Here is an 18,678-nt window from a genome sequence, read left to right on the forward strand (position 1 = left end):
TGTTCGCCGACTGGGTAAACGTCAACAACGCCAAATATTTCGCTTACCAGAATTTCGGCGGTTCGCGCCGCCTGCTCCAATATGAGGAGTATAACTGGACGGTGAAGTTCGGCATGTCGGCCAGCTTCTGATGAAGGCGATCCTTTCCCCCCTTCCCCTTCTCGCGCTTCCCCTTCTTTCTCTGGCCGCCTGTGCGACAGGCGGGAAGGAAGTTCCGGTCGCCGTCCGCATCGCCAACGCCACCCCCGCCGTTTCCGTGACGGCGCGGGGGGAAACCGCCCCCGTCGGCACCCCCAACGCCGACGCGGCGGACGATCCGGCGATCTGGCGCAACGCGGCCGATCCGGCCCAGAGCCTGATCGTCGGCACCGACAAGAAAGCCGGGCTTTACGTCTATGGCCTCGACGGCAAGACCCGCGATTTTCTGGACGCGGGCCGGGTCAACAATGTCGACCTGCGCGACGGCGTCACCATCAACGGCCAGAGCGGCATATTGGTCGTCGCCAGCGACCGCAACGACGTGGCGAGCGCAAAACTCGCCCTCTTCCGGCTTGACCCCGCCACCGCCAGGCTGTCCACGCTGGGGAAGGTCGATGCCGGTAAGGGCGAGGCCTATGGCGTCTGCCTTTATCGCGAGGCTGCTGCGACCTACGCCTTCATCGTGCTGAAGGACGGCACGGTGAATCAGGTGGCGCTCGACGCGTCCGGGGGCGCGCCCGCGGGCCGGATCGTCCGCAGCATGAAACTGGGCACCCAGTCGGAAGGCTGCGCCGTCGATGACCGCACGGGCATCCTTTATGTGGCGGAGGAAGATGTCGGCCTCTGGCGCTTCGACGCCCATGCGACAGGATCGACCGTGCCGGTGAAGATCGCCGCCGCCGACGGCAGGAATCTTGTCGCGGACGCGGAGGGCGTCGCCATCGCCCCGATCGGGGAAAAGGATGGCTATGTCCTCGTCTCCAGCCAGGGCGACAATGGCTATGTCGCCTATCGGCTGAGCGACGACAGCTATGCGGGCCGTTTCCGCGTGGTCGACGGCCCAAAGACCGGTGACGTCGGCGGATCGGAGGAAACCGACGGCATCGACCTGATGCTGGGCGATTTCGGGCCGGACTATCCGGGCGGCCTGTTCGTGGCGCAGGATGGCCATAACGCCACGGCCGCCCAGAATTTCAAGCTGGTGGCATGGGATGATATCGCCAGGGCGCTGGGCCTGCCGAACTGACCCGACAAGCCCCTCCCGCAAGCGGGAGGGGCGCTACAGTCTCACTTGTTGGCAAACCATTGGGTCAGCGCGGGCTTCAACCGTGCCCGGGTCTCGATCCGCGTCTTGATCGCGGCGATGGAGCGATCCACCACCTTACGCGATTCCGGCGTCAGATACTGGCTCGCATAGCCATCCAGCTTCGTCACCATCGCGGGATCGGCCGAATTGCCGCCGAGCCGCGCAATCGCCTGAGAGCGCGCGGACACATCGATCATCGCCTCATATTGCTGCCGGTGCGCCAGCACATAGTCGACCGCGAGCATCGAATGTTCCCCGCCCACGGCGGAAATGATCGCCGCGCTGGTGGTCTTGCCCGGCTCGTCGGTCATGGCGAGGTCCAGCGCCCTGGCTGCCAGCTTTTCATCCTTGGCTACGCCCAGCAGCGCGAAGGTCGTGCTTTTTTCGAGGTCCGACTTGGCGCCGTTCGCCATCGCCCGCAGCTTCTCCCAGGTTCCGGCATCGGCATTTTCCGCGATGATCCGCAGCCAGACATTCCGCAGCGGCCCGTCCAGCGCCGCCGGATTGGTGGCCAGCGCCGCAAAGCGCCTGTTCGCCTCGGCCACCACGGCCTTGTCGCCCATGCCGCCCAGCGTCGACGCCAAAGCCGACCGCAGCACCGGCACCTGAGGATTTTCGCCCGGCTTGGCGTCAAATCCGACATGGGCGAGAACGGGGCTGAGCTTCTTCGAGGCATAGGCGGCAACCCGCGCCTGCGAAGTCTTGTCGCTCTCCAGCATGGTGTGGGCGCTGTCGAGATAGCCCGGCACTTCCGCCAGCACGGCCGGGCTGGCCGAGGCGGGCACGGCATCGATCAGATCAAGCGCCAGCCCCATCGGCTGATAGCCGCCGAGGCCCAGCTGGAAATTGTCCGCCATCAGGCCGATCTGGTCCATGGAGGTCAGCCGGGTGAAGTCCTTCGCCAGCGCCTTCACGTTCGCCTGCGGATAGAGCGAGCGATAATAGCCCGTCTGCCCTGCATTGATGACGTAAGCGCCGCAGCCCGGCAGCGTGACCTGCGCCGAGCCGTTGAGGATCAGTCGCTGCTGCGCCCCGCCGATGCTCTGCGCCATCACCGGCACGTTCCATTTGAGTGGCGCCTTGTCCTTGCGATCCCGGCTGAACTCGCCTTGGCTGAGCGACAATATGGTCGAACCGCCCTGACATTGCGCACTGTCGACCTTCACCAGCGGAATGCCCGGCTGGCTGGTGAAATCATGCGCGATGCCGACTACGCCCTTGGCGCCTGCGCTCTCGACCGCTTTCCACAGATCGTCGGTAACGGTGTTTCCATAAGCATGCTGCTTCATGTAGGCGCGGATGCCCGAGCGCCACGCGTCCTCCCCGGCAAAGCCCTCCAGCATGGTGATGACCGCCTCACCCTTTTCATAGGTGATGTCGTCGAAGGCCTGATTCACCTCATCAACGGTGCGGATCTTCTGCAGGATCGGATGGGTCGTCACCAGCGAATCGAGACTCATCGCCCGCTCGCGGCCATTGACGCGGGAAAGCAGCATTTCCCATTCCGGGTTGAGCCTGTCCGTGACCTTGGTGGCCATCCAGCTGGCGAAACCCTCGTTCAGCCAGAGATCGTCCCACCACGCCATGGTGACGAGATCGCCGAACCACTGGTGGGCCATTTCATGCGCGACGATGGAATAGATGGTCCGCCGCGTGCTTTCCGAAGTGAAGCGCGGATCGACCAGCAAGGCGCGTTCGAAGGTGAAGATCGCGCCCCAATTCTCCATGGCGGAGAAGAACTGGCTCTGCCCCGGTCCGGCCACGTTATCCAGCTTTGGCAGCGGGAAGGGCACGCCGAAATAGTCGTTATAATAGGGCAGGATCGCCGCCGACGCGTCCAGCGCCAGCTGCGCCTTGCCGGTGTTGCCCTTGCCGGTGATCACGCCGACTTCGGTGGCGCCGGCCATCTTGGTCGCGCGCTCCAGTTCGCCGAGGCCGAAGAAGAGCAGATAGGAGGACATTTTCGGGCTGGTGCCGAACGTCACCAGCTTCCTGCCCCCGGCAGCGTCCTTGCTGCTCTTCACCGGCATATTGCTGACCGCGAGCTGATCGGCCGGGATGACGGCGCTGAGATCGAACGTTGCCTTGTAGCTTGGCTCGTCGAAGCTCGGCACGAAGCGGCGGGCATCCGGCGCCTCGAACTGGGTGAAGAGGGCGCGCTTCGCCTGACCCGCATTGTCGGTATAGTCGAGCGCAAACAACCCATTCGCCTGCGTGTTGATGATCCCCGCATAGTCGATGGCGAGCGTATAGTTGCCCGGCTGGACCGGCGTGCCAAAGTCGAAGGTCACCGTCTGCGCATCGGCGTCGATCCTGGCGGTGCCCTTGATTGCCCCACCCTTCGCTGAACCGCCCTTCGCAGGCGTGAGCGTCACCGAACTCACCGTCAGATCGGCCGCGTTCAGAACCAGTGCGGGCATCGCCTGCGAAACGGTGACGTCGATCGCCGCCTTGCCGGTGAATTTGAGATTGGCGGCGTCCGGGGTCACCTGAATCGCATAATGGCTGGGCGCAGCGCCCCGCGGCAGCTGGGTGGTCACACCCGCCGCAGGCCCCGCAGGCGCCGCCGTCTGCGCCAGAGCCGGCACAGCCATGGCAAGGGGCGCAGCCGCGAGCATCAGGGACGCGATTTTCGAAAAGGACATGAGGTTCACAACTCCGACACGTTGGAACGGCGCCAAGGACAAAGCCTTACGCCTGGATGACAGGGGGATCGCCCCTTTCGTTCCATCGGTCAAGCCGGGCGCCCTGTCCCGGATGTCGTTAGTCGAACCCTATTGTTCGTTTGTCAAACAAAGGACTTTCACCCCCGCCCGCGATAGCCCGGCACATCCTGCGTCGGCAGCCATAGCCCCGCCGGCGGCTCGCCCGACTGCCAGAACACGTCGATGGGGATGCCCCCGCGCGGATACCAATAGCCGCCGATCCGCAGCCAGACCGGGTTCATCTCCGCAAACAGCCGCTCGCCGATGCCCACGGTGCAATCCTCATGGAAAGCCGCATGGTTGCGGAAAGAGCCCAGAAACAGTTTCAGCGACTTCGACTCGACGATGGTGGCGGCAGGCGCATAGTCGATCACCAGATGCGCGAAGTCCGGCTGCCCCGTCACCGGACAGAGCGAAGTGAATTCCGGCGCAGTAAAGCGCACCAGATAGGGCTTGCCGGGCCGGGGATTGGGCACATAGTCCAGCACGGCATCTTCGGGACGTGACGGCAGGGCGCTGGTCTGACCCAGATGGAGGGGAATCGGCGTATCAGTCATGGGCAGGCCATCTACGCGATTGCACGCCATATGTCATCGTCACGCCTCTCTTGCCTTTCGTTCATGGCAGGTTCAACAGGCGCCATGCCTTGGCTGCACCCCATGGGGTCCCGTTTCTCGTTCCTGCTCGCCGCGCCGCTGCTGCTGGCCACACCCGCCCTCGCCCAACAGGAAAACAGCGCGGAGCCGGTGTTCAACCTGCCCCGCGACAAGCCGCAGACCGACACCGACAAGCAAGGTCCGGAGCTGGATGTGTTCCGGGGCACCCCCACCACGGTCACGCCGCCGCCGATCGTGTTGCCAACGCTTCAGGTGCCGCAGCCTGTCGCCCCGCCGGCCACCACCCCGGCCCCGCAGCCCGCGCCGCAACAACCGCAACGAAGGGCCGCTCCGGCCGCTCCGCCGCGCACGCTCCAGTCGACCCCGTTCCCCCAGAGCCAGACGCCGCCCGCAGCCGCCGCACCAGCCGAACCCGCAGCCCCGGCAGTCGATAATCAGACGCTACCGCCCACGGAAAACGCTACCGCGCCCGCCGCTGTCGAACCTGCTGCCGTCGAACCCGCCCCGCTGGCACCCGCCGAAGGTCCCGCCTTCCCCTGGCCATGGATCGCCGCGGCAGCGGCTGCCGCTGCCCTGATCGGCGGCTTCCTCTGGCTGCGCCGCCGCAAGCCGGCGGAAGTCGAGGAGCAGGCCTACGAACGCGCGGCGGAACCCGCACCAGCCCCGCAGCCCAAGGCGCGCCCCGCCCCTGTTCCTCCTGCGCGCAAGCCCGAACCGGCTCCCGTGGCCACCGACCGGCCATGGCTCGACCTCGCCATGGAGGTGCAGGCCGCCCGCCTGACGCTGATGGGCGCGACCATCGGCTATACGCTCAAGGTCCATAATCGCGGCCTCCGCCCGGCCGAGGATATTCTGATCCGCGGCCTGATCGCCAATGCCGACGCCCGGCAACAGGCCCTGTTCGAACAGTTCTTCGCTGGAGCGGTTGGTCTGCCGATCCACTCCGCCGTTGCCATCGCGCCCGGCGAAACCCAGTCGCTCCGCGGCGAGCTTCGCCTCGATGCGCAGCAGATCGCGGCCATCCCGATGGGCCAGCGCGCGCTGCTGATCCCGCTGATCGCGTTCGACGCGCAATATCGCTGGACCAATGAAGCGGGCGAGACGCAGGGCGCCGGCCGCACCGGCCGCGCCTTCATCATCGGCGAGGAACAGACGCCGCCGGTCGAGCGCCTCTCGCCCTTCCGCCTCGATCTCGGCCCCCGCCAATATCGCACACCCGGAAGCCGGGCCACCGCGCTTTCGCTTGCCAGCTAAACCTCTTCCCACCCGCGCCTGCCGCTCCTAAAAAGGACGCCAGCACAAAGGGAAAAGAGGCGCATGCACATATTGGTTTCCACCGACTGGCTCGCCGGACAGCTGGGCAGGCCCGACCTCAGAATCCTCGACGCCAGCCTCTTCCTCCCCGGCACCCCTCGCGATCCGAAAGCCGAGTTTGAAGCCGCCCACATCCCCGGCGCGGCCTTCCTCGACCTGCCCACGCTCGTCGACCCGGATGATCCGCGCCCCGGCATGCTGCCTACCGACGCTTTCATGACCGAGCGCTGCCGGCAGCTTGGCATCGACGCCGACAGCCGCATCATCGTCTATGACAACAGCCCCACCCACAGTGCCGCGCGCGGCTGGTGGATGATGCGCCTCTATGGCGTGGGCAAGAGCGCCGCGATACTCGATGGCGGACTCATCAAATGGCTGGCCGAGGGCCGTCCAACCGAAAGCGGCATCCCAGCGCCCTCCCGCGGCAACGCCATCGCCCGACGCGCACCCGGCAAGGTCCGCACCAAACGGGACCTGCTGGCCAATCTCGAAAGTCAGGCTGAACAGGTGCTCGACGCCCGGGGCGCCGCCCGCTTCACCGGGGAGGAAAAGGAACCCCGCCCCGGCATGGCATCGGGCCATATCCCGGGGAGCCGCAACATCCCCTCCTCGGCCTTCTACAATATCGATAACAGCATGAAGCAGGGCGACGACCTGCGCCGCCTGTTCCTCGACGCGGGCACCGATTTCGGCAAACCCATCATCACCAGCTGCGGCAGCGGCGTCACGGCGGCGATCATCCTCGCCGGCCTCGAACTGCTCGGCAAGACCGACGTCACCCTCTATGACGGCAGTTGGTCCGAATGGGGCATGGACCCGGACACGCCCAAGGCGACCGGCGCGGCATGAGCCAGGATTCTGACCGGCAGGGGGACCGCAAGCCCCTCACCCAACTCGCGCAGGCGGGCCGCAAGCCCGAATGGACCGGCATGCCCGATCAGCCCGGCGGCATCGTCAATCCCCCGGTCTGGCGCGCGTCGACCATCCTCTATGACGACGTCGCGCACCTGCGCAACGCCGCCCGCAGCAGCACGCATGAGCGCCTCTTCTACGGCCGCAAGGGCACGCCGACGAGCTGGAGCCTTGCCGACGCGCTCACCGAAATGGAGCCGGGGGCGGAGGGCACGATGCTCTACCCCTCGGGCGTGGCCGCCATCGCTTGCGCGCTGATGGCGGTGCTGAAGCCCGGCGACCAGCTGCTGATGGTCGACAGCGCCTACGACCCCACGCGCAATTTCTGCGAACAGATGCTGCGCCCGCTCGGCATCGAGACCCGCTATTATGACCCGGCCGTCGGCGCGGGAATAGCGGACCTCATCGGCCCCCATACCCGCGCCATCTTCATGGAAAGCCCCGGCAGCCTGACCTTCGAGGTGCAGGACGTTCCCGCCATCGCCGCCATCGCCCGGAAAAAGGGCATCGCCACGCTGATCGACAACACATGGGCCACGCCCTTTTTCTTCCCGGCGCTCGCCCATGGCGTGGACATCGCCATCCTCGCCTGCACCAAATATATTGTCGGCCATAGCGACGTGATGATGGGATCGGTGACGGCGACCCCGGCCTTCTTTCCGAAAATCCGTCAGGCCGCCTATCTGTTCGGCCAGATGAGCAGCCCGGATGACGCCTGGCTCGCCGCAAGGGGCCTGCGCACGCTCGGCGTCCGCTTGGCTCAGCATCAGGCGAGCGCCCTCAAAATCGCGCAATGGCTGACCGATCAACCCGATGTCGCCCGCGTCCTGCACCCGGCGCTGCCCGGCTGCCCCGGCCACGATCTCTGGCAACGCGACTTCACCGGCTCCAGCGGCCTGTTCAGCTTCATCCTCAGGGGCGGCGACGAGAATTCGCGCGCCGCGCTGATCGACGGCCTCGCCCATTTCGGCATAGGCTATAGCTGGGGCGGCTTTGAAAGCCTCGCCTTGCCCGTCGACCCGGCCCGCTACCGCAGCGCCACGCTCTGGCAGGCCGAAGGCCCCGCTGTCCGACTCCAGATCGGCCTTGAAGACCCGGACGACCTGATCGCCGATCTCGACGCGGGTCTCGCCCGCTTCCGGACCGCGCGCGGATGACGCCGGGCCTTCCCGAACTGCTCTCCCGGCTGCCGGGCGATCCCGCCATCGTCCATCCCCTGATCGCGCTGGCCATGGCCGTCACCATCACGCTCATCGCCAGCGCCCTTGCCCGATTCGCCTCGCCCCGCCTGCGTCGCCGCTTCCGCGCGCTGGGGGAGGCGCTGGCGGGGCATATGCGCCCGATCCTGCATCATGCCATCGCCGCCGCGCTGATGGCCGCCGCCCTTGCCTTCTGGCCCATCGGGGATTTCGCCCATCTGATCTTGGGCGCGGCGCTGGCCCTGTCCCTGTCCCTGCTCGCCATCCACCTGTTGCGCAGCCTCGCCATCCCGCGCCTTGCCGTGCTGCCCATCGCCGTGCTGCTGTTCGTGATGGTCCTGTCAGGCAGCAGCGGCGGTTTCGCGCCCGTCGCCGACATGCTGGACGGCGTAGGCATCGGCCTTGGTAAACGGCGCATCACCCTGCTCGGCCTCGTCAGCATGGCCGCCACCTGCGTCGCGCTGTTCGCGCTGGTGCGCCTCGCCAACCGCATCGTCGGGCGCAGCATCACCCGCGCCCATGGGCTGGACGCCACGCAGAAGCTGCTGGCGCAGAAACTGGCCGCCATCACCGTCATCGTCGCTGCCTTCTTCATCGGCGTCGACCTGCTCAGCATCGATCTGACCGCTTTCACCGTCTTTTCCGGCGCGCTGGGTCTGGCGGTCGGCTTTGGCCTGCAAAAGACCTTCGGCAATCTGATCGCCGGGATCATCCTGCTGATGGACCGTTCGATCAAGCCGGGCGACGTCATCGTCGTGGGCGACAGCTTCGGCTGGGTGAACAAGATCGGCGTGCGCGCGGTCTCCGTCATCACCCGCGACGGCAAGGAGCATTTGATCCCGAACGAGAATCTCATGACGCAGGAGGTGGAGAACTGGTCCTATTCCGACCGCAACGTCCGCGTCCGCATTCCGGTGGGCGTGAGTTTCGACAGCGACCTGAAGCTGGCGCAGGACCTCATGCTGCGCGCCGCGCAGGAAAGCCCCCGCGTGCTGCGCAATCCCAAGCCCAATGTCTGGCTGACCGCCTTTGGCGAGAACCGCGTCGAACATGACATATTGGTGTGGATCAGCGATCCGGAAGGTGGCGTGGGCAATGTGAAGTCCGACGTCCTCAACCGTCTCTGGCTGCTGTTCCGCGAACATGGCATCGCCATCCCCTATCCGCAGCGCGTCATCCACTCGTCCATCGATCGCCCGCGCCCGCAATAATATCCAGACGTTGGCAAATGCGGCAAAGCCGGTGCAGTTCGCTGCCCCCGGCGCTACATCCATGCCTGATTTTGTTGCCCAACAGCAACATTATGGAAACAACCGACACGTATTGGCAATAAAATCTTGTGCGCCGCAACGAGGAACGGCATCCCTTCCTTCGTTGAGGCAACCCCGTCCATCCCGTTCAGGGCGATAGAGACCGGGGACCATGACGCAGGCGGGACGAATCGCAGAACAACATCAAGGGGAAACCTATATGCGTAAGTCCATTCTCGGCCTCTCGGCGCTCGCTGTTGCCGCGATGTCGGCACCGGCATCCGCTCAGGACGCACCTGCTTCCGAACTGACCGTGACCGGCAATGCGGCGGTCGTCACCGACTATCGCTTCCGCGGCATTTCACAGACCGACAAGCGCTTCGCTCTTCAGGGCGGCCTCACGGTGACCCACTCGTCGGGCTTCTACGTCTCGACCTGGGGCAGCTCGATCGATGATTATGTCGCCAATGGCAGCGACCAGGAACTCGACCTGATCGCCGGCTATTCGAAGACCATCGGCGCGGCCACCGTCGACGTCGGCGTGCTCTATTATTACTATCCCGGTTCGGGCGGCGCCAACACCGACTTCGTGGAGCCCTATGCCTCGATAAAGGGCACCTTCGGTCCGGCGACCGCAAAGCTGACCGCCAACTATGCGCCCAAGGCGAAGGCCCTGTCCGTCGGCAACGGCAAGGAAGACAGTCTCTATCTGGCCGGCGATCTGTCGACCAGCATCCCGAACACCCCGCTGGGCGTGTCGGCGCATCTGGGCCACAGCTTCGGCCCCAGCTATCTGACGATCGGCAAGGAATATACCGACTGGAACGTCGGCGCGACCTACACCTGGAGCCACCTGACCTTCGGCGTCAGCTATGTCGACACCGACAAGTCGCTCTACAGCCCGAGCGGCCGCAACATCAGCAAGGCTGGCGTCGTCGGTTCGATCACCGCGTCCTTCTGATCGCCTTTTTCGTGATGGAAGGGAGAGGTCGCGATCCGCAAGGGTCGCGGCCTTTTTTCCTTTACGGCTCGCGCAGCGCGGGACCGCGCCTTATAGAGGAGCCATGTCCACCCTGTTGCTGATCCTGATCTTCCTCGCCACGGTCGCCGCCATGGAGGGCTTCGCCTACGCCATGCACCGCTGGGTCATGCACGGGCCGGGCTGGTTCCTGCATGCCAGTCACCATCGCCCGCGCAACGGCTATTGGGAGGCGAACGACCTCTATTTCGTGATCTTCGCCATGCCATCAATCCTGCTGCTGCTGGGCGGCGTGCAATGGCATTGGGGGGATTGGGCAACCGCGACCGGCGCGGGCATCGCCGCCTATGGCGCCATCTATCTCGGCTTCCACGACATCATCGTGCACCGCCGCGTGACGCACCGCTATGTGCCGCGGTCGCCCTATATGAAACGCATCGTCCAGGCCCACCATCTGCATCATGCGGTCGAAAGCAAGCAGGGCTGCGTCAGCTTTGGCTTCCTCATCGCTCCCCGCCCGGACGCGCTGAAACAGGCGCTGGCGCGAAGCAAAAAGGCGCGATTGCGAACGGCAAAGGCCCGGGAAAAAGACACGGCATCCAGGATCGGATAGCGGAGATGGGTGGGGAGCCGACATTCCCCCGCCTAAAGAGAGGCGGACTTTGGCGGCAAGGGGCCAAGACGGGCCTCCCAATCCCTTCAGCTGACGCGCTTCAGCAGCTCCAGCGCGCCCAGATCGCCGTCGGCAATTCCAGCCCGCGCGCCTCCTCCCGCACCGCCAGTTCGCCCGCTTCCACGGTTCCCGGCAGATCCGCGAAGGCCTGCTTCAACAGCTCTCCGATCGCCAGAGCCGACATGCGCACGGCGTAGACGGTGAGGAACAGAAACCGGCTGTCGGCGTCCAGCAACTGGCGGCAGTTGGCGATCAGGCCGGGAAGATCCTCCTCAAGCCGCCAGACTTCGCCATCCGGCCCGCGGCCATATTTGGGCGGATCAAGCAGAATGCCGTCATAGCGCCGCCCGCGCCGCACCTCGCGCGCCACGAACTTGGCCGCATCGTCGACGATCCAGCGCACCGGCCGGTCCTCCAGTCCCGACAGCGCCGCATTGGCCCGCGCCTGCGCCACGGATTTCTTGGACGCGTCGACATGCACCATCTGCGCGCCCGCCGCCGCCATCGCCAGCGTGCCGACGCCGGTATAGCCGAACAGGTTCATCACCTGCGCGTCGGGCTTGTCCGCGATCCGGCCGCGCATCCAGTCCCACACCGGCGCCATGTCGGGGAAGAAGCCCAGATGACGGAAGGGCGTGCAGCTCGACTGGAAGGTGACGTCATTCCAGTGCAGCGGCCAGCCCTCCACGGGGACGGGCCGCTCATAGAACCAGCGCCCGCCGCCTTCCTCGTCCGAACCGGGAATGAATTCGCCGTCGGCCTTCCAATCGTCCTGCGCGGGGCCCCACATCGCCTGCGGCTCGGGACGGATGAAACGGAAGCGCCCATAGCGCTCCAGCTTTCGCCCATGGCCCGAATCGATCAGGCCATAATCGGCCCAAGGCTCGCCAAGGAGGGTCTGAAGGTCCAAGCCTCAGTTCCTCGGGGTCGCCCGCTCCGCGACATAGGCGGTGACCGCTTCGAATGTGCCGGGCAGCTTGGCATAGGCCTCTTCCCGCGCGAACAGATCGCCGACGCGCGAAGGCAGGCCCGGACGGATGCCCGTAGCGCGCTCGACCGCCGCGGGGAACTTCGCCGCATGGGCCGTCGCGAGCGTGACCACCGGGATCGCCGGATCAAGGTCGACCGTCCGCGCCGCTGCCAGACCGATGGCGCTGTGTGGATCGATCACCTGACCCGCCGCGTCATAAGCCCAGCGCATCGCCATGGTCATGCCGTCGGCATCCACCCGCGCGGAGGTGAAGAGCTTCGAAGCCCCTTCCCGCTGCGCGTTCGTCAGGCGCATCGCCTTGCTCGTCTCAAAGCCCTTCATCTGCTCGGCCAACGCCTTGCCGTCGCGGCCGCCCGCATCGAACAGCAGCCGTTCGAAATTGGAACTGACCTGAATGTCCATGCTGGGTGTCGCGGTCGCGACCACCTGGCCCTGGCTGTAATCGCCCTCGGCCAGAGCGCGATGGAGGATGTCGTTGACATTGGTCGCGACCATCAGCCGGGCGACGGGCAGGCCCATCTGCGCGGCGACATAGCCTGCAAACACGTCACCGAAATTGCCTGTCGGCACAGAGAAGGCGATCGCCCGGTCCGGCGCGCCCAGACGCACGCCGGCGTAGAAATAATAGACGACCTGCGCCATCAGCCGCGCCCAGTTGATGCTGTTGACGGCCGAAACATTGAAGCGGCGCGAGAATTCCGCGTCGTTGAACATCGCCTTCACCAGCGCCTGCGCGTCGTCGAAGCTGCCATCGATGGCGATATTATAGACGTTGGGCGCCAGCACCGTGGTCATCTGGCGGCGCTGCACGTCGGACACGCGGCCTTCGGGGTGCAGCATGAAGATGTCGATCTTCTCGCGGCCAGCGACCGCATCGATCGCCGCCGAGCCGGTGTCGCCGGACGTCGCGCCGACGATGGTGAGATGATCGTCGCGGCGGGAAAGGAAGCGCTCGAACAACTGGCCGAGCAGTTGCAGCGCCACGTCCTTGAACGCCAGGGTCGGGCCATGGAACAGTTCGAGCAGCCAGTGCCGATGGTCGAGCTGCACCAGCGGCGTTACCGCATCATGGCTGAACCGGCCATAAGCTGCGGTGCAAAGTTCCCGCAGCTCTTCTTCGCTCAGCGAGCCGGCGACGAAGGGGGCCATGACCCGCACCGCGGTTTCGACATAGGACAGGCCCGAAAGCGCGCGAATCTGATCTGCGGAGAAGCTTGGCCAGCTTTCCGGCAGATAGAGTCCGCCATCGGACGCCAGCCCCGCCAGCGTCACATCCTCGAACCCGAGCGCGGGCGCGCTCCCCCTGGTGCTCACATATTGCATGATGGGGTAGCCCGGTAGCGCTGGACGGACTTTGGAGCAAGCTTTTAAGGCGGCGTCGCCCGTTTCCGCAGGGCAAGCAGGTAGATGACGACCGCAACCGCCGCGAAGAAAAACCACTGCACCGCATAGGCCAGGTGGTTGTTGGGCACGTCCGCGGCGCCCGGCCGCGCAAGACGGGAAAGGCCCGGCACGGTCTCTCCCGCGATCAGCATGGGCCGCAGCGGCATGGCCTTGCCGCCGATCCGCGAGAGGAGCGAGCGATGATCCGGCTCCTCGCCGATCCAGCCGCTGATCTGGCCGCCCGACCATTGCGGTTTGGCGTCCGGCGTCCGGGCGACCCCGACAGCGACCAGCACGCCCGGCCCCTCCGCCCCAGTCGTGCATTCGGCAATGTAGCGATAGCCGGTGGATCCGTCGGCAGCGCGTCCCGCTTCGCTGCGCCAGCGCAGGACATGCAGACAATGGACGGAGGAACGGCGGAACAGCAATTCGGCGGGAACAGGCGGGAAAGCAGGGAAGGCGGTGGCAGGCTTGGCAGGATTGGTCGCCACCAGCGCCAGCATCGCCTCCTTGTCTGCCCGGCGTTGCAATTGCCAGACGCCAAGGCCGATCATCACCAGCACTGCCATGCCGACGATGAGTGTCGGGATCAGGGGCAGGCGGATCTTCATGGCTTGCGCTCCTGCGCGATCAGCCGCCCCTCGCGCGCCTTGTTGCGATATTCCAGCGTCAGCAGCGCGCCCTTGGCCACGCGCAAGCAACCGATTACCGCCAAAATGATCAGCGGCGTCCATAGCAGGATGTGAAGCCAGAGCGGCGGATGGACCTTGAGTTCCAGCACCAGCGCCATCGCCACCATGACCGCGCCGATGATCAGGGTCAGGAAGGCGGCCGGTCCGTCGCCAACATTGAACTGCCCATAATCAAGGCCGCAGGCACGGCAGGAGGATGCGAAGCGCACCGGCCCCACGAACAGCGTGGCAGCGCCACATTGCGGACATGTCCCTCGCACAGCGGCGACCAGAAGAGGGTCGGTCGTGGCGGGAGCGGGATCAGCGGATGGCATGGCGTCAGGCATAATGCCCACTCTCCGAAAAGAAAACGGCCGGAACAGGTCCGGCCGTCTTGGTTGCCATCATGGGCGACGGATCAGCCGCCGTGAACCGGCGCGCCCCAGCCGCCCCAGACATAGATGGCAGCGAACAGGAACAGCCACACCACATCGACGAAATGCCAGTACCACGCCGCTGCTTCGAAACCGAAATGCTGGCGGGGGGTGAAATGGCCCTTGTGCGCGCGGATCAGGTTCACCAGCAGGAAGATGGTGCCGATCAGAACGTGAAAGCCGTGGAAGCCGGTCGCCATGTAGAAGGCCGAGCTGTAGGGCGTCTTGCCGAACGGGAAGGGCGCATGCGCATATTCATAGGCCTGGATCGACGAGAAAAGCAGACCGAGGATCACGGTCAGCGTCAGCCCCTTCTTCATCCCCTCGCGGTCGCCATGGATCAGCGCATGGTGCGCCCAGGTGACGGTCGTGCCCGAGCAGAGCAGGATCAGCGTGTTGAGCAGCGGCAACGAAAAGGGATCGATGACCTCGATGCCCTTCGACGGGAACATGCCATCGATCGGCGCCAACTGGCTGGGGAAAAGGGAGAAGTCGAAGAAGGACCAGAACCAGCCCACGAAGAACATGACTTCCGACGCGATGAACAGGATCATGCCGTAGCGCAGGTGAAGCTGCACAACGGGAGTGTGATCGCCCGCATGCGCTTCGGAAATCACATTCGCCCACCAGCTGTACATGGTGAACAGGACGCCGGCCACGCCGATCAGGAAAACCCAGCCGCCGCCCGCGGGCATGGCATCGGGGTGCATCCACATGATCGCGCCCAAGGCCATGACCAGCGCCGACATGGACCCGAAAAAGGGCCAGATGCTGGGCGGAAGAATATGATAATCGTGGTTCTTGGCGCCTGCCATGACGTTTCTCATCCCCGTTCGCGTTATGATTGTTGCTTAGCTTGGCTTTTTATCCTGCTCAACAGGATAGAAAGTGTAGCTCAGCGTGATTTCCTGCGTGTCCTTATTGTCGGCATCCGTCAATATCTTCGGGTCGACATAGTAAATCACCGGCATCCGTACCTCTTGCCCCGGTTGCAGGGTCTGCTGGGTAAAGCAGAAGCACTGGATCTTTGTGAAATAGGCGCCGGCCTGAAGCGGCGTGACGTTGAAGCTGGCCGTGCCCGTGACCGGACGGTCCGACATGTTCCTCGCAATGAAGATCGCCATGTTGCGCGCTCCGACGGTCACCGTCTGCGTGGCATGCTCCGGGCGGAACTGCCAGGGCATGCCGGGCGTGACGTTTGAATCGAAGCGGATCGACATAAGGTGCCCGGCCGCCTCGCGGACTTGCGCATCGGCGGCGGCGCGCTGCGTCGTCCCGCCAAAGCCGGTCCGCTCACAGAAAATCCGGTACAGCGGAACCGATGCGAAGCCGAGGCCCAGCATGGCCAGACCGACACCCGCCATGCCGATCATCGTGCGCCGGTTGCGGCGATCCCGATCAAAGGGCGAAGGAGGGATGCTCGCCATCAATGGCTTCCGCCGATCTTGGCGATGGTGATGGCATAGAACAGGATGACAAGCGCACCCAGCAGCAGGCCCGTCACGATGGCGCGGGATTTCTGGCGGGCGCGGATCTGCCGGTCTTCGTCAGGCGTCATGCGAACATCCATCGGTCGACCACGACCGCTCCGAACAGCAGGAAAAGATAGAGGATCGAATATTTGAACAGCCGCTTTTCAGGCGCCATGCGGGCGGGATCGCTTTCGCGCCGACGCAGCACCTGAAAAGCGAAGACGGCGAACAGGCCGGTCCCCAAGAGCGCCGCCGTCCCGTAAATGGGGCCGGTCAGATGCAGCAGCACCGGCGCCATGGCCGCGACCGCCATGATCGCAGTGTAAAACCAGATCTGGCGGCGCGTTACGACTTCGCCCGATACCACCGGCAGCATCGGGATGCCGGCGGCGGCATAGTCGGTCTTCACGAACAGGGCGAGCGCCCAGAAATGCGGCGGCGTCCAGAAGAAGATGAGCATGAACAGCGCCACCGGCAACGCGCTGATGTCGCCCGTCACCGCCGCCCAGCCGATCACCGGCGGGAAGGCGCCAGCCGCGCCGCCGATTACGATATTCTGTACCGTCCGCGGCTTGAGCCAGATTGTGTAGATGAAGACGTAGAAGAGGATCGACACCGCCAACACGGCCGCCGCGAGCCAATTGGTCGCGACACCCATCAGCAGCACCGAGAAGAAGGAGAGGCCGACGCCGAAATGCAGCGCCGACTGGCGATCCATCCGTCCGGCGGGAATGGGGCGATTGGCCGTCCGCTTCATCTTGCCGTCGATATCGGCCTCATACCATTGATTGAGCGTCGCGGCAGCCCCTGCGCCAAGCGCAATGCAGAGAATGGCCGTGAAGCCCAGAATCGGATGAATATGGCCCGGCGCCGCAAGCAGACCGCAGAGCCCGGTGAAGACGACCAGCGTCATCACCCGCGGCTTGGTCAGCGCGACGAAATCCCGCCAATGCGCGGGAATCGAGGGAGCCGTGCTTTCGGCCCGGATCGGCGAACTTGCCATATTCTCCTCATGCGACAGCCCGGCGTGTTGGCCACGCCGGGTCTGTTCCAGATTGGGGTTCTGGCCGCCCTTACGCCAGCCCTGGGATTCCGGCAAATCGGAATGCCCTGTTTGCGGTCAGTCGATGACCGGCAGCGTTTCGAACTGGTGGAAGGGCGGCGGGCTGGTCAGTGTCCATTCCAGCGTCGTGGCGCCTTCACCCCAGGGATTGCCCTCGGCCTTCTTGCCCGCAACGAGTGACCAGATGAGGTTCACGAAGAAGATCAGCATGCCTGCAGCCATGATCTCATAGCCGTGGCTGGCAACCTTGTTCCAGTAGGCGAAGGCTTCCGGATAGTCGGGATAGCGGCGCGGCATGCCCGACAGCCCCAGAAAGTGCATCGGGAAGAACAGCATGTTCACGCCAACGAAGAACACCCAGAAGTGCAGATGGCCGAGAAACTCATTGTACATCCGACCCGACATTTTCGGGAACCAGTAGTAGAAGCCTGCGAACAGGCCGAACACGGCGCCCAGCGACAGCACATAATGGAAGTGCGCGACGACATAATAGGTGTCGTGCAGCACGTCGTCGACGCCGCCATTCGCCAGCACGACGCCGGTGACGCCGCCCACGGTGAACAGGAAGATGAAGCCCAGCGCCCAGACCATCGGGGTCTTGTAGGTGATCGACCCGCCCCAGATCGTCGCGATCCAGGAGAAGATCTTGATGCCGGTCGGCACCGCAATCACCATCGTGGCAGCGGTGAAATACATCTTCACATTCACCGACATGCCCGTGGTGAACATGTGGTGCGCCCAGACGACGAAGCCCACTACGCCGATCGCAACCATGGCATAGGCCATGCCGAGATAGCCGAAGACCGGCTTGCGGCTGAAGGTTGAGACGATCTGGCTGATGATGCCGAAGCCCGGCAGGATCATGATGTACACTTCAGGGTGACCGAAGAACCAGAAGAGATGCTGGTACAGTTCCGGATCGCCGCCGCCGGCGGCATCATAGAAGGTGGTGCCGAAATTGCGGTCGGTCAGCAGCATGGTGATCGCGGCGGCGAGCACGGGAAGCGCGAGCAGCAGCAGGAAGGCGGTGACCAGCACCGACCAGACGAACAGCGGCATTTTGTGCAGGGTCATGCCCGGCGCGCGCATGTTGAGGATGGTGGTGATGAAGTTGATCGCGCCCAGGATCGAGCTGGCGCCCGCAATGTGCAGCGACAGGATCGCCATGTCGACCGCCGGGCCCGCGGACCCGCTGGTCGAGAGCGGAGCGTAGACCGTCCAGCCGGTGCCCGCGCCATTGCCGGTGCCGCCGGGAACGAAGGTCGAACCGAGCAGCAGCGCGAAAGCCGGGATGAGCAGCCAGAAGCTGATGTTGTTCATCCGCGGGAAGGCCATGTCGGGGGCGCCGATCATGATCGGTACGAACCAGTTGCCGAAGCCGCCGATCATCGCGGGCATCACCATGAAAAAGACCATGATGAGGCCATGGGCCGTGATCAGCACGTTCCAGAGATGATAGGCCTGGTCCAGCGTGGCGGTCGGGCCATCGCTGAACTGCGCCCAGGTCTGGAGATACTGGATACCCGGTTGCGCGAGTTCGGCGCGCATCAGGCCGGAAATCCCGCCACCAATGATGCCGGCGATGATCGCGAAGATCAGATAGAGGGTGCCGATATCCTTGTGGTTGGTCGACATGAACCAGCGCTGGAAAAAGGCCGGCTTGTGATCGGCGTCATGATGCTCATGAGCATGATCGCCATGATGGTCTGCGGTAATCGTCGTCATCGCGT

18 protein-coding genes are annotated in these 18,678 nt (G+C 64.8%); 7 read left to right on the forward strand and 11 right to left on the reverse strand.

All coding sequences use genetic code 11. The features are described from left to right. The first annotated feature begins 130 nt into the window (after positions 1–130). On the forward strand, positions 131–1,225 hold the full coding sequence (locus ACFC3J_RS08310) for a phytase (protein WP_375195718.1): 1,095 nt from the start codon (positions 131–133) through the stop codon (positions 1,223–1,225). 41 nt (positions 1,226–1,266) lie between these two features. Here the strand turns inward: ACFC3J_RS08310 and ACFC3J_RS08315 are convergent, their stop codons facing one another. Together ACFC3J_RS08315 and queF are read right to left on the reverse strand one after the other, a co-directional pair. Next, entirely contained in the window at positions 1,267–3,930 is a 2,664-nt protein-coding gene (locus ACFC3J_RS08315; protein ID WP_375195719.1) for a M1 family metallopeptidase, read from the reverse strand. A 158-nt stretch (positions 3,931–4,088) separates the two neighbouring features. Then, entirely contained in the window at positions 4,089–4,547 is a 459-nt protein-coding gene (queF, locus tag ACFC3J_RS08320) for a preQ(1) synthase (RefSeq protein WP_375195720.1), read from the reverse strand. A gap of 102 nt (positions 4,548–4,649) precedes the next feature. Here queF and ACFC3J_RS08325 point away from each other — a divergent pair, with 102 nt between their 5' ends. The 6 genes from ACFC3J_RS08325 (at position 4,650) to ACFC3J_RS08350 (ending at position 10,874) form a co-directional block, all read left to right on the forward strand. After that, positions 4,650–5,861: a hypothetical protein gene (locus ACFC3J_RS08325; RefSeq protein WP_375195760.1), complete on the forward strand. Its 1,212-nt coding sequence runs from the start codon at positions 4,650–4,652 to the stop codon at positions 5,859–5,861. Between the two features lie 63 nt (positions 5,862–5,924). Then, a complete protein-coding gene (gene sseA / locus ACFC3J_RS08330; protein WP_375195721.1) occupies positions 5,925–6,770 on the forward strand; it encodes a 3-mercaptopyruvate sulfurtransferase in 846 nt (281 codons plus the stop codon). Then, positions 6,767–7,990 carry a cystathionine beta-lyase gene (gene metC / locus ACFC3J_RS08335; protein WP_375195722.1) on the forward strand — a complete coding sequence of 408 codons (1,224 nt, stop codon included), beginning with the start codon at positions 6,767–6,769 and terminating at the stop codon, positions 7,988–7,990. Before sseA ends, metC begins: the two co-directional genes overlap by 4 nt. Further along, a complete protein-coding gene (locus ACFC3J_RS08340; protein WP_375195723.1) occupies positions 7,987–9,243 on the forward strand; it encodes a mechanosensitive ion channel family protein in 1,257 nt (418 codons plus the stop codon). The genes metC and ACFC3J_RS08340 overlap by 4 nt, the downstream gene beginning before the upstream one ends. A 259-nt stretch (positions 9,244–9,502) precedes the next feature. Beyond that, positions 9,503–10,243: a TorF family putative porin gene (locus ACFC3J_RS08345; protein ID WP_375195724.1), complete on the forward strand. Its 741-nt coding sequence runs from the start codon at positions 9,503–9,505 to the stop codon at positions 10,241–10,243. 103 nt (positions 10,244–10,346) lie between these two features. Next, on the forward strand, positions 10,347–10,874 hold the full coding sequence (locus tag ACFC3J_RS08350) for a beta-carotene hydroxylase (protein ID WP_375195725.1): 528 nt from the start codon (positions 10,347–10,349) through the stop codon (positions 10,872–10,874). 100 nt (positions 10,875–10,974) lie between these two features. Here the strand turns inward: ACFC3J_RS08350 and ACFC3J_RS08355 are convergent, their stop codons facing one another. The 9 genes from ACFC3J_RS08355 to ctaD form a co-directional block, all read right to left on the reverse strand. Further along, entirely contained in the window at positions 10,975–11,844 is an 870-nt protein-coding gene (locus ACFC3J_RS08355) for a class I SAM-dependent methyltransferase (protein ID WP_375195726.1), read from the reverse strand. Between the two features lie 3 nt (positions 11,845–11,847). Next, the gene (thrC, locus tag ACFC3J_RS08360; RefSeq protein ID WP_375195727.1) at positions 11,848–13,248 is read right to left on the reverse strand and encodes a threonine synthase; all 1,401 of its coding nucleotides are present in this window, start codon (positions 13,246–13,248) and stop codon (positions 11,848–11,850) included. Between the two features lie 44 nt (positions 13,249–13,292). Beyond that, on the reverse strand, positions 13,293–13,919 hold the full coding sequence (locus ACFC3J_RS08365; protein WP_375195728.1) for an SURF1 family protein: 627 nt from the start codon (positions 13,917–13,919) through the stop codon (positions 13,293–13,295). Next, a complete protein-coding gene (locus tag ACFC3J_RS08370) occupies positions 13,916–14,326 on the reverse strand; it encodes a DUF983 domain-containing protein (protein ID WP_375195729.1) in 411 nt (136 codons plus the stop codon). The genes ACFC3J_RS08365 and ACFC3J_RS08370 overlap by 4 nt, the downstream gene beginning before the upstream one ends. 71 nt (positions 14,327–14,397) lie before the next feature. After that, a complete protein-coding gene (locus tag ACFC3J_RS08375; protein WP_375195730.1) occupies positions 14,398–15,228 on the reverse strand; it encodes a cytochrome c oxidase subunit 3 in 831 nt (276 codons plus the stop codon). A 36-nt stretch (positions 15,229–15,264) separates the two neighbouring features. Then, positions 15,265–15,840, reverse strand: coding sequence for a cytochrome c oxidase assembly protein (locus ACFC3J_RS08380; RefSeq protein WP_375195731.1), 576 nt, complete (start codon positions 15,838–15,840; stop codon positions 15,265–15,267). Continuing rightward, entirely contained in the window at positions 15,840–15,971 is a 132-nt protein-coding gene (locus ACFC3J_RS08385; RefSeq protein ID WP_375195732.1) for a hypothetical protein, read from the reverse strand. The genes ACFC3J_RS08380 and ACFC3J_RS08385 overlap by 1 nt, the downstream gene beginning before the upstream one ends. Further along, the gene (locus ACFC3J_RS08390; protein WP_375195761.1) at positions 15,968–16,888 is read right to left on the reverse strand and encodes a heme o synthase; all 921 of its coding nucleotides are present in this window, start codon (positions 16,886–16,888) and stop codon (positions 15,968–15,970) included. The genes ACFC3J_RS08385 and ACFC3J_RS08390 overlap by 4 nt, the downstream gene beginning before the upstream one ends. A gap of 117 nt (positions 16,889–17,005) precedes the next feature. Continuing rightward, complete coding sequence (gene ctaD / locus ACFC3J_RS08395; protein ID WP_375195733.1) at positions 17,006–18,673, reverse strand: cytochrome c oxidase subunit I; 1,668 nt, start codon at positions 18,671–18,673, stop codon at positions 17,006–17,008. Positions 18,674–18,678 lie beyond the last annotated feature (5 nt).

Origin of the sequence: Sphingobium sp., assembly GCF_041987595.1 — a bacterium.
GTDB lineage: Bacteria > Pseudomonadota > Alphaproteobacteria > Sphingomonadales > Sphingomonadaceae > Sphingobium.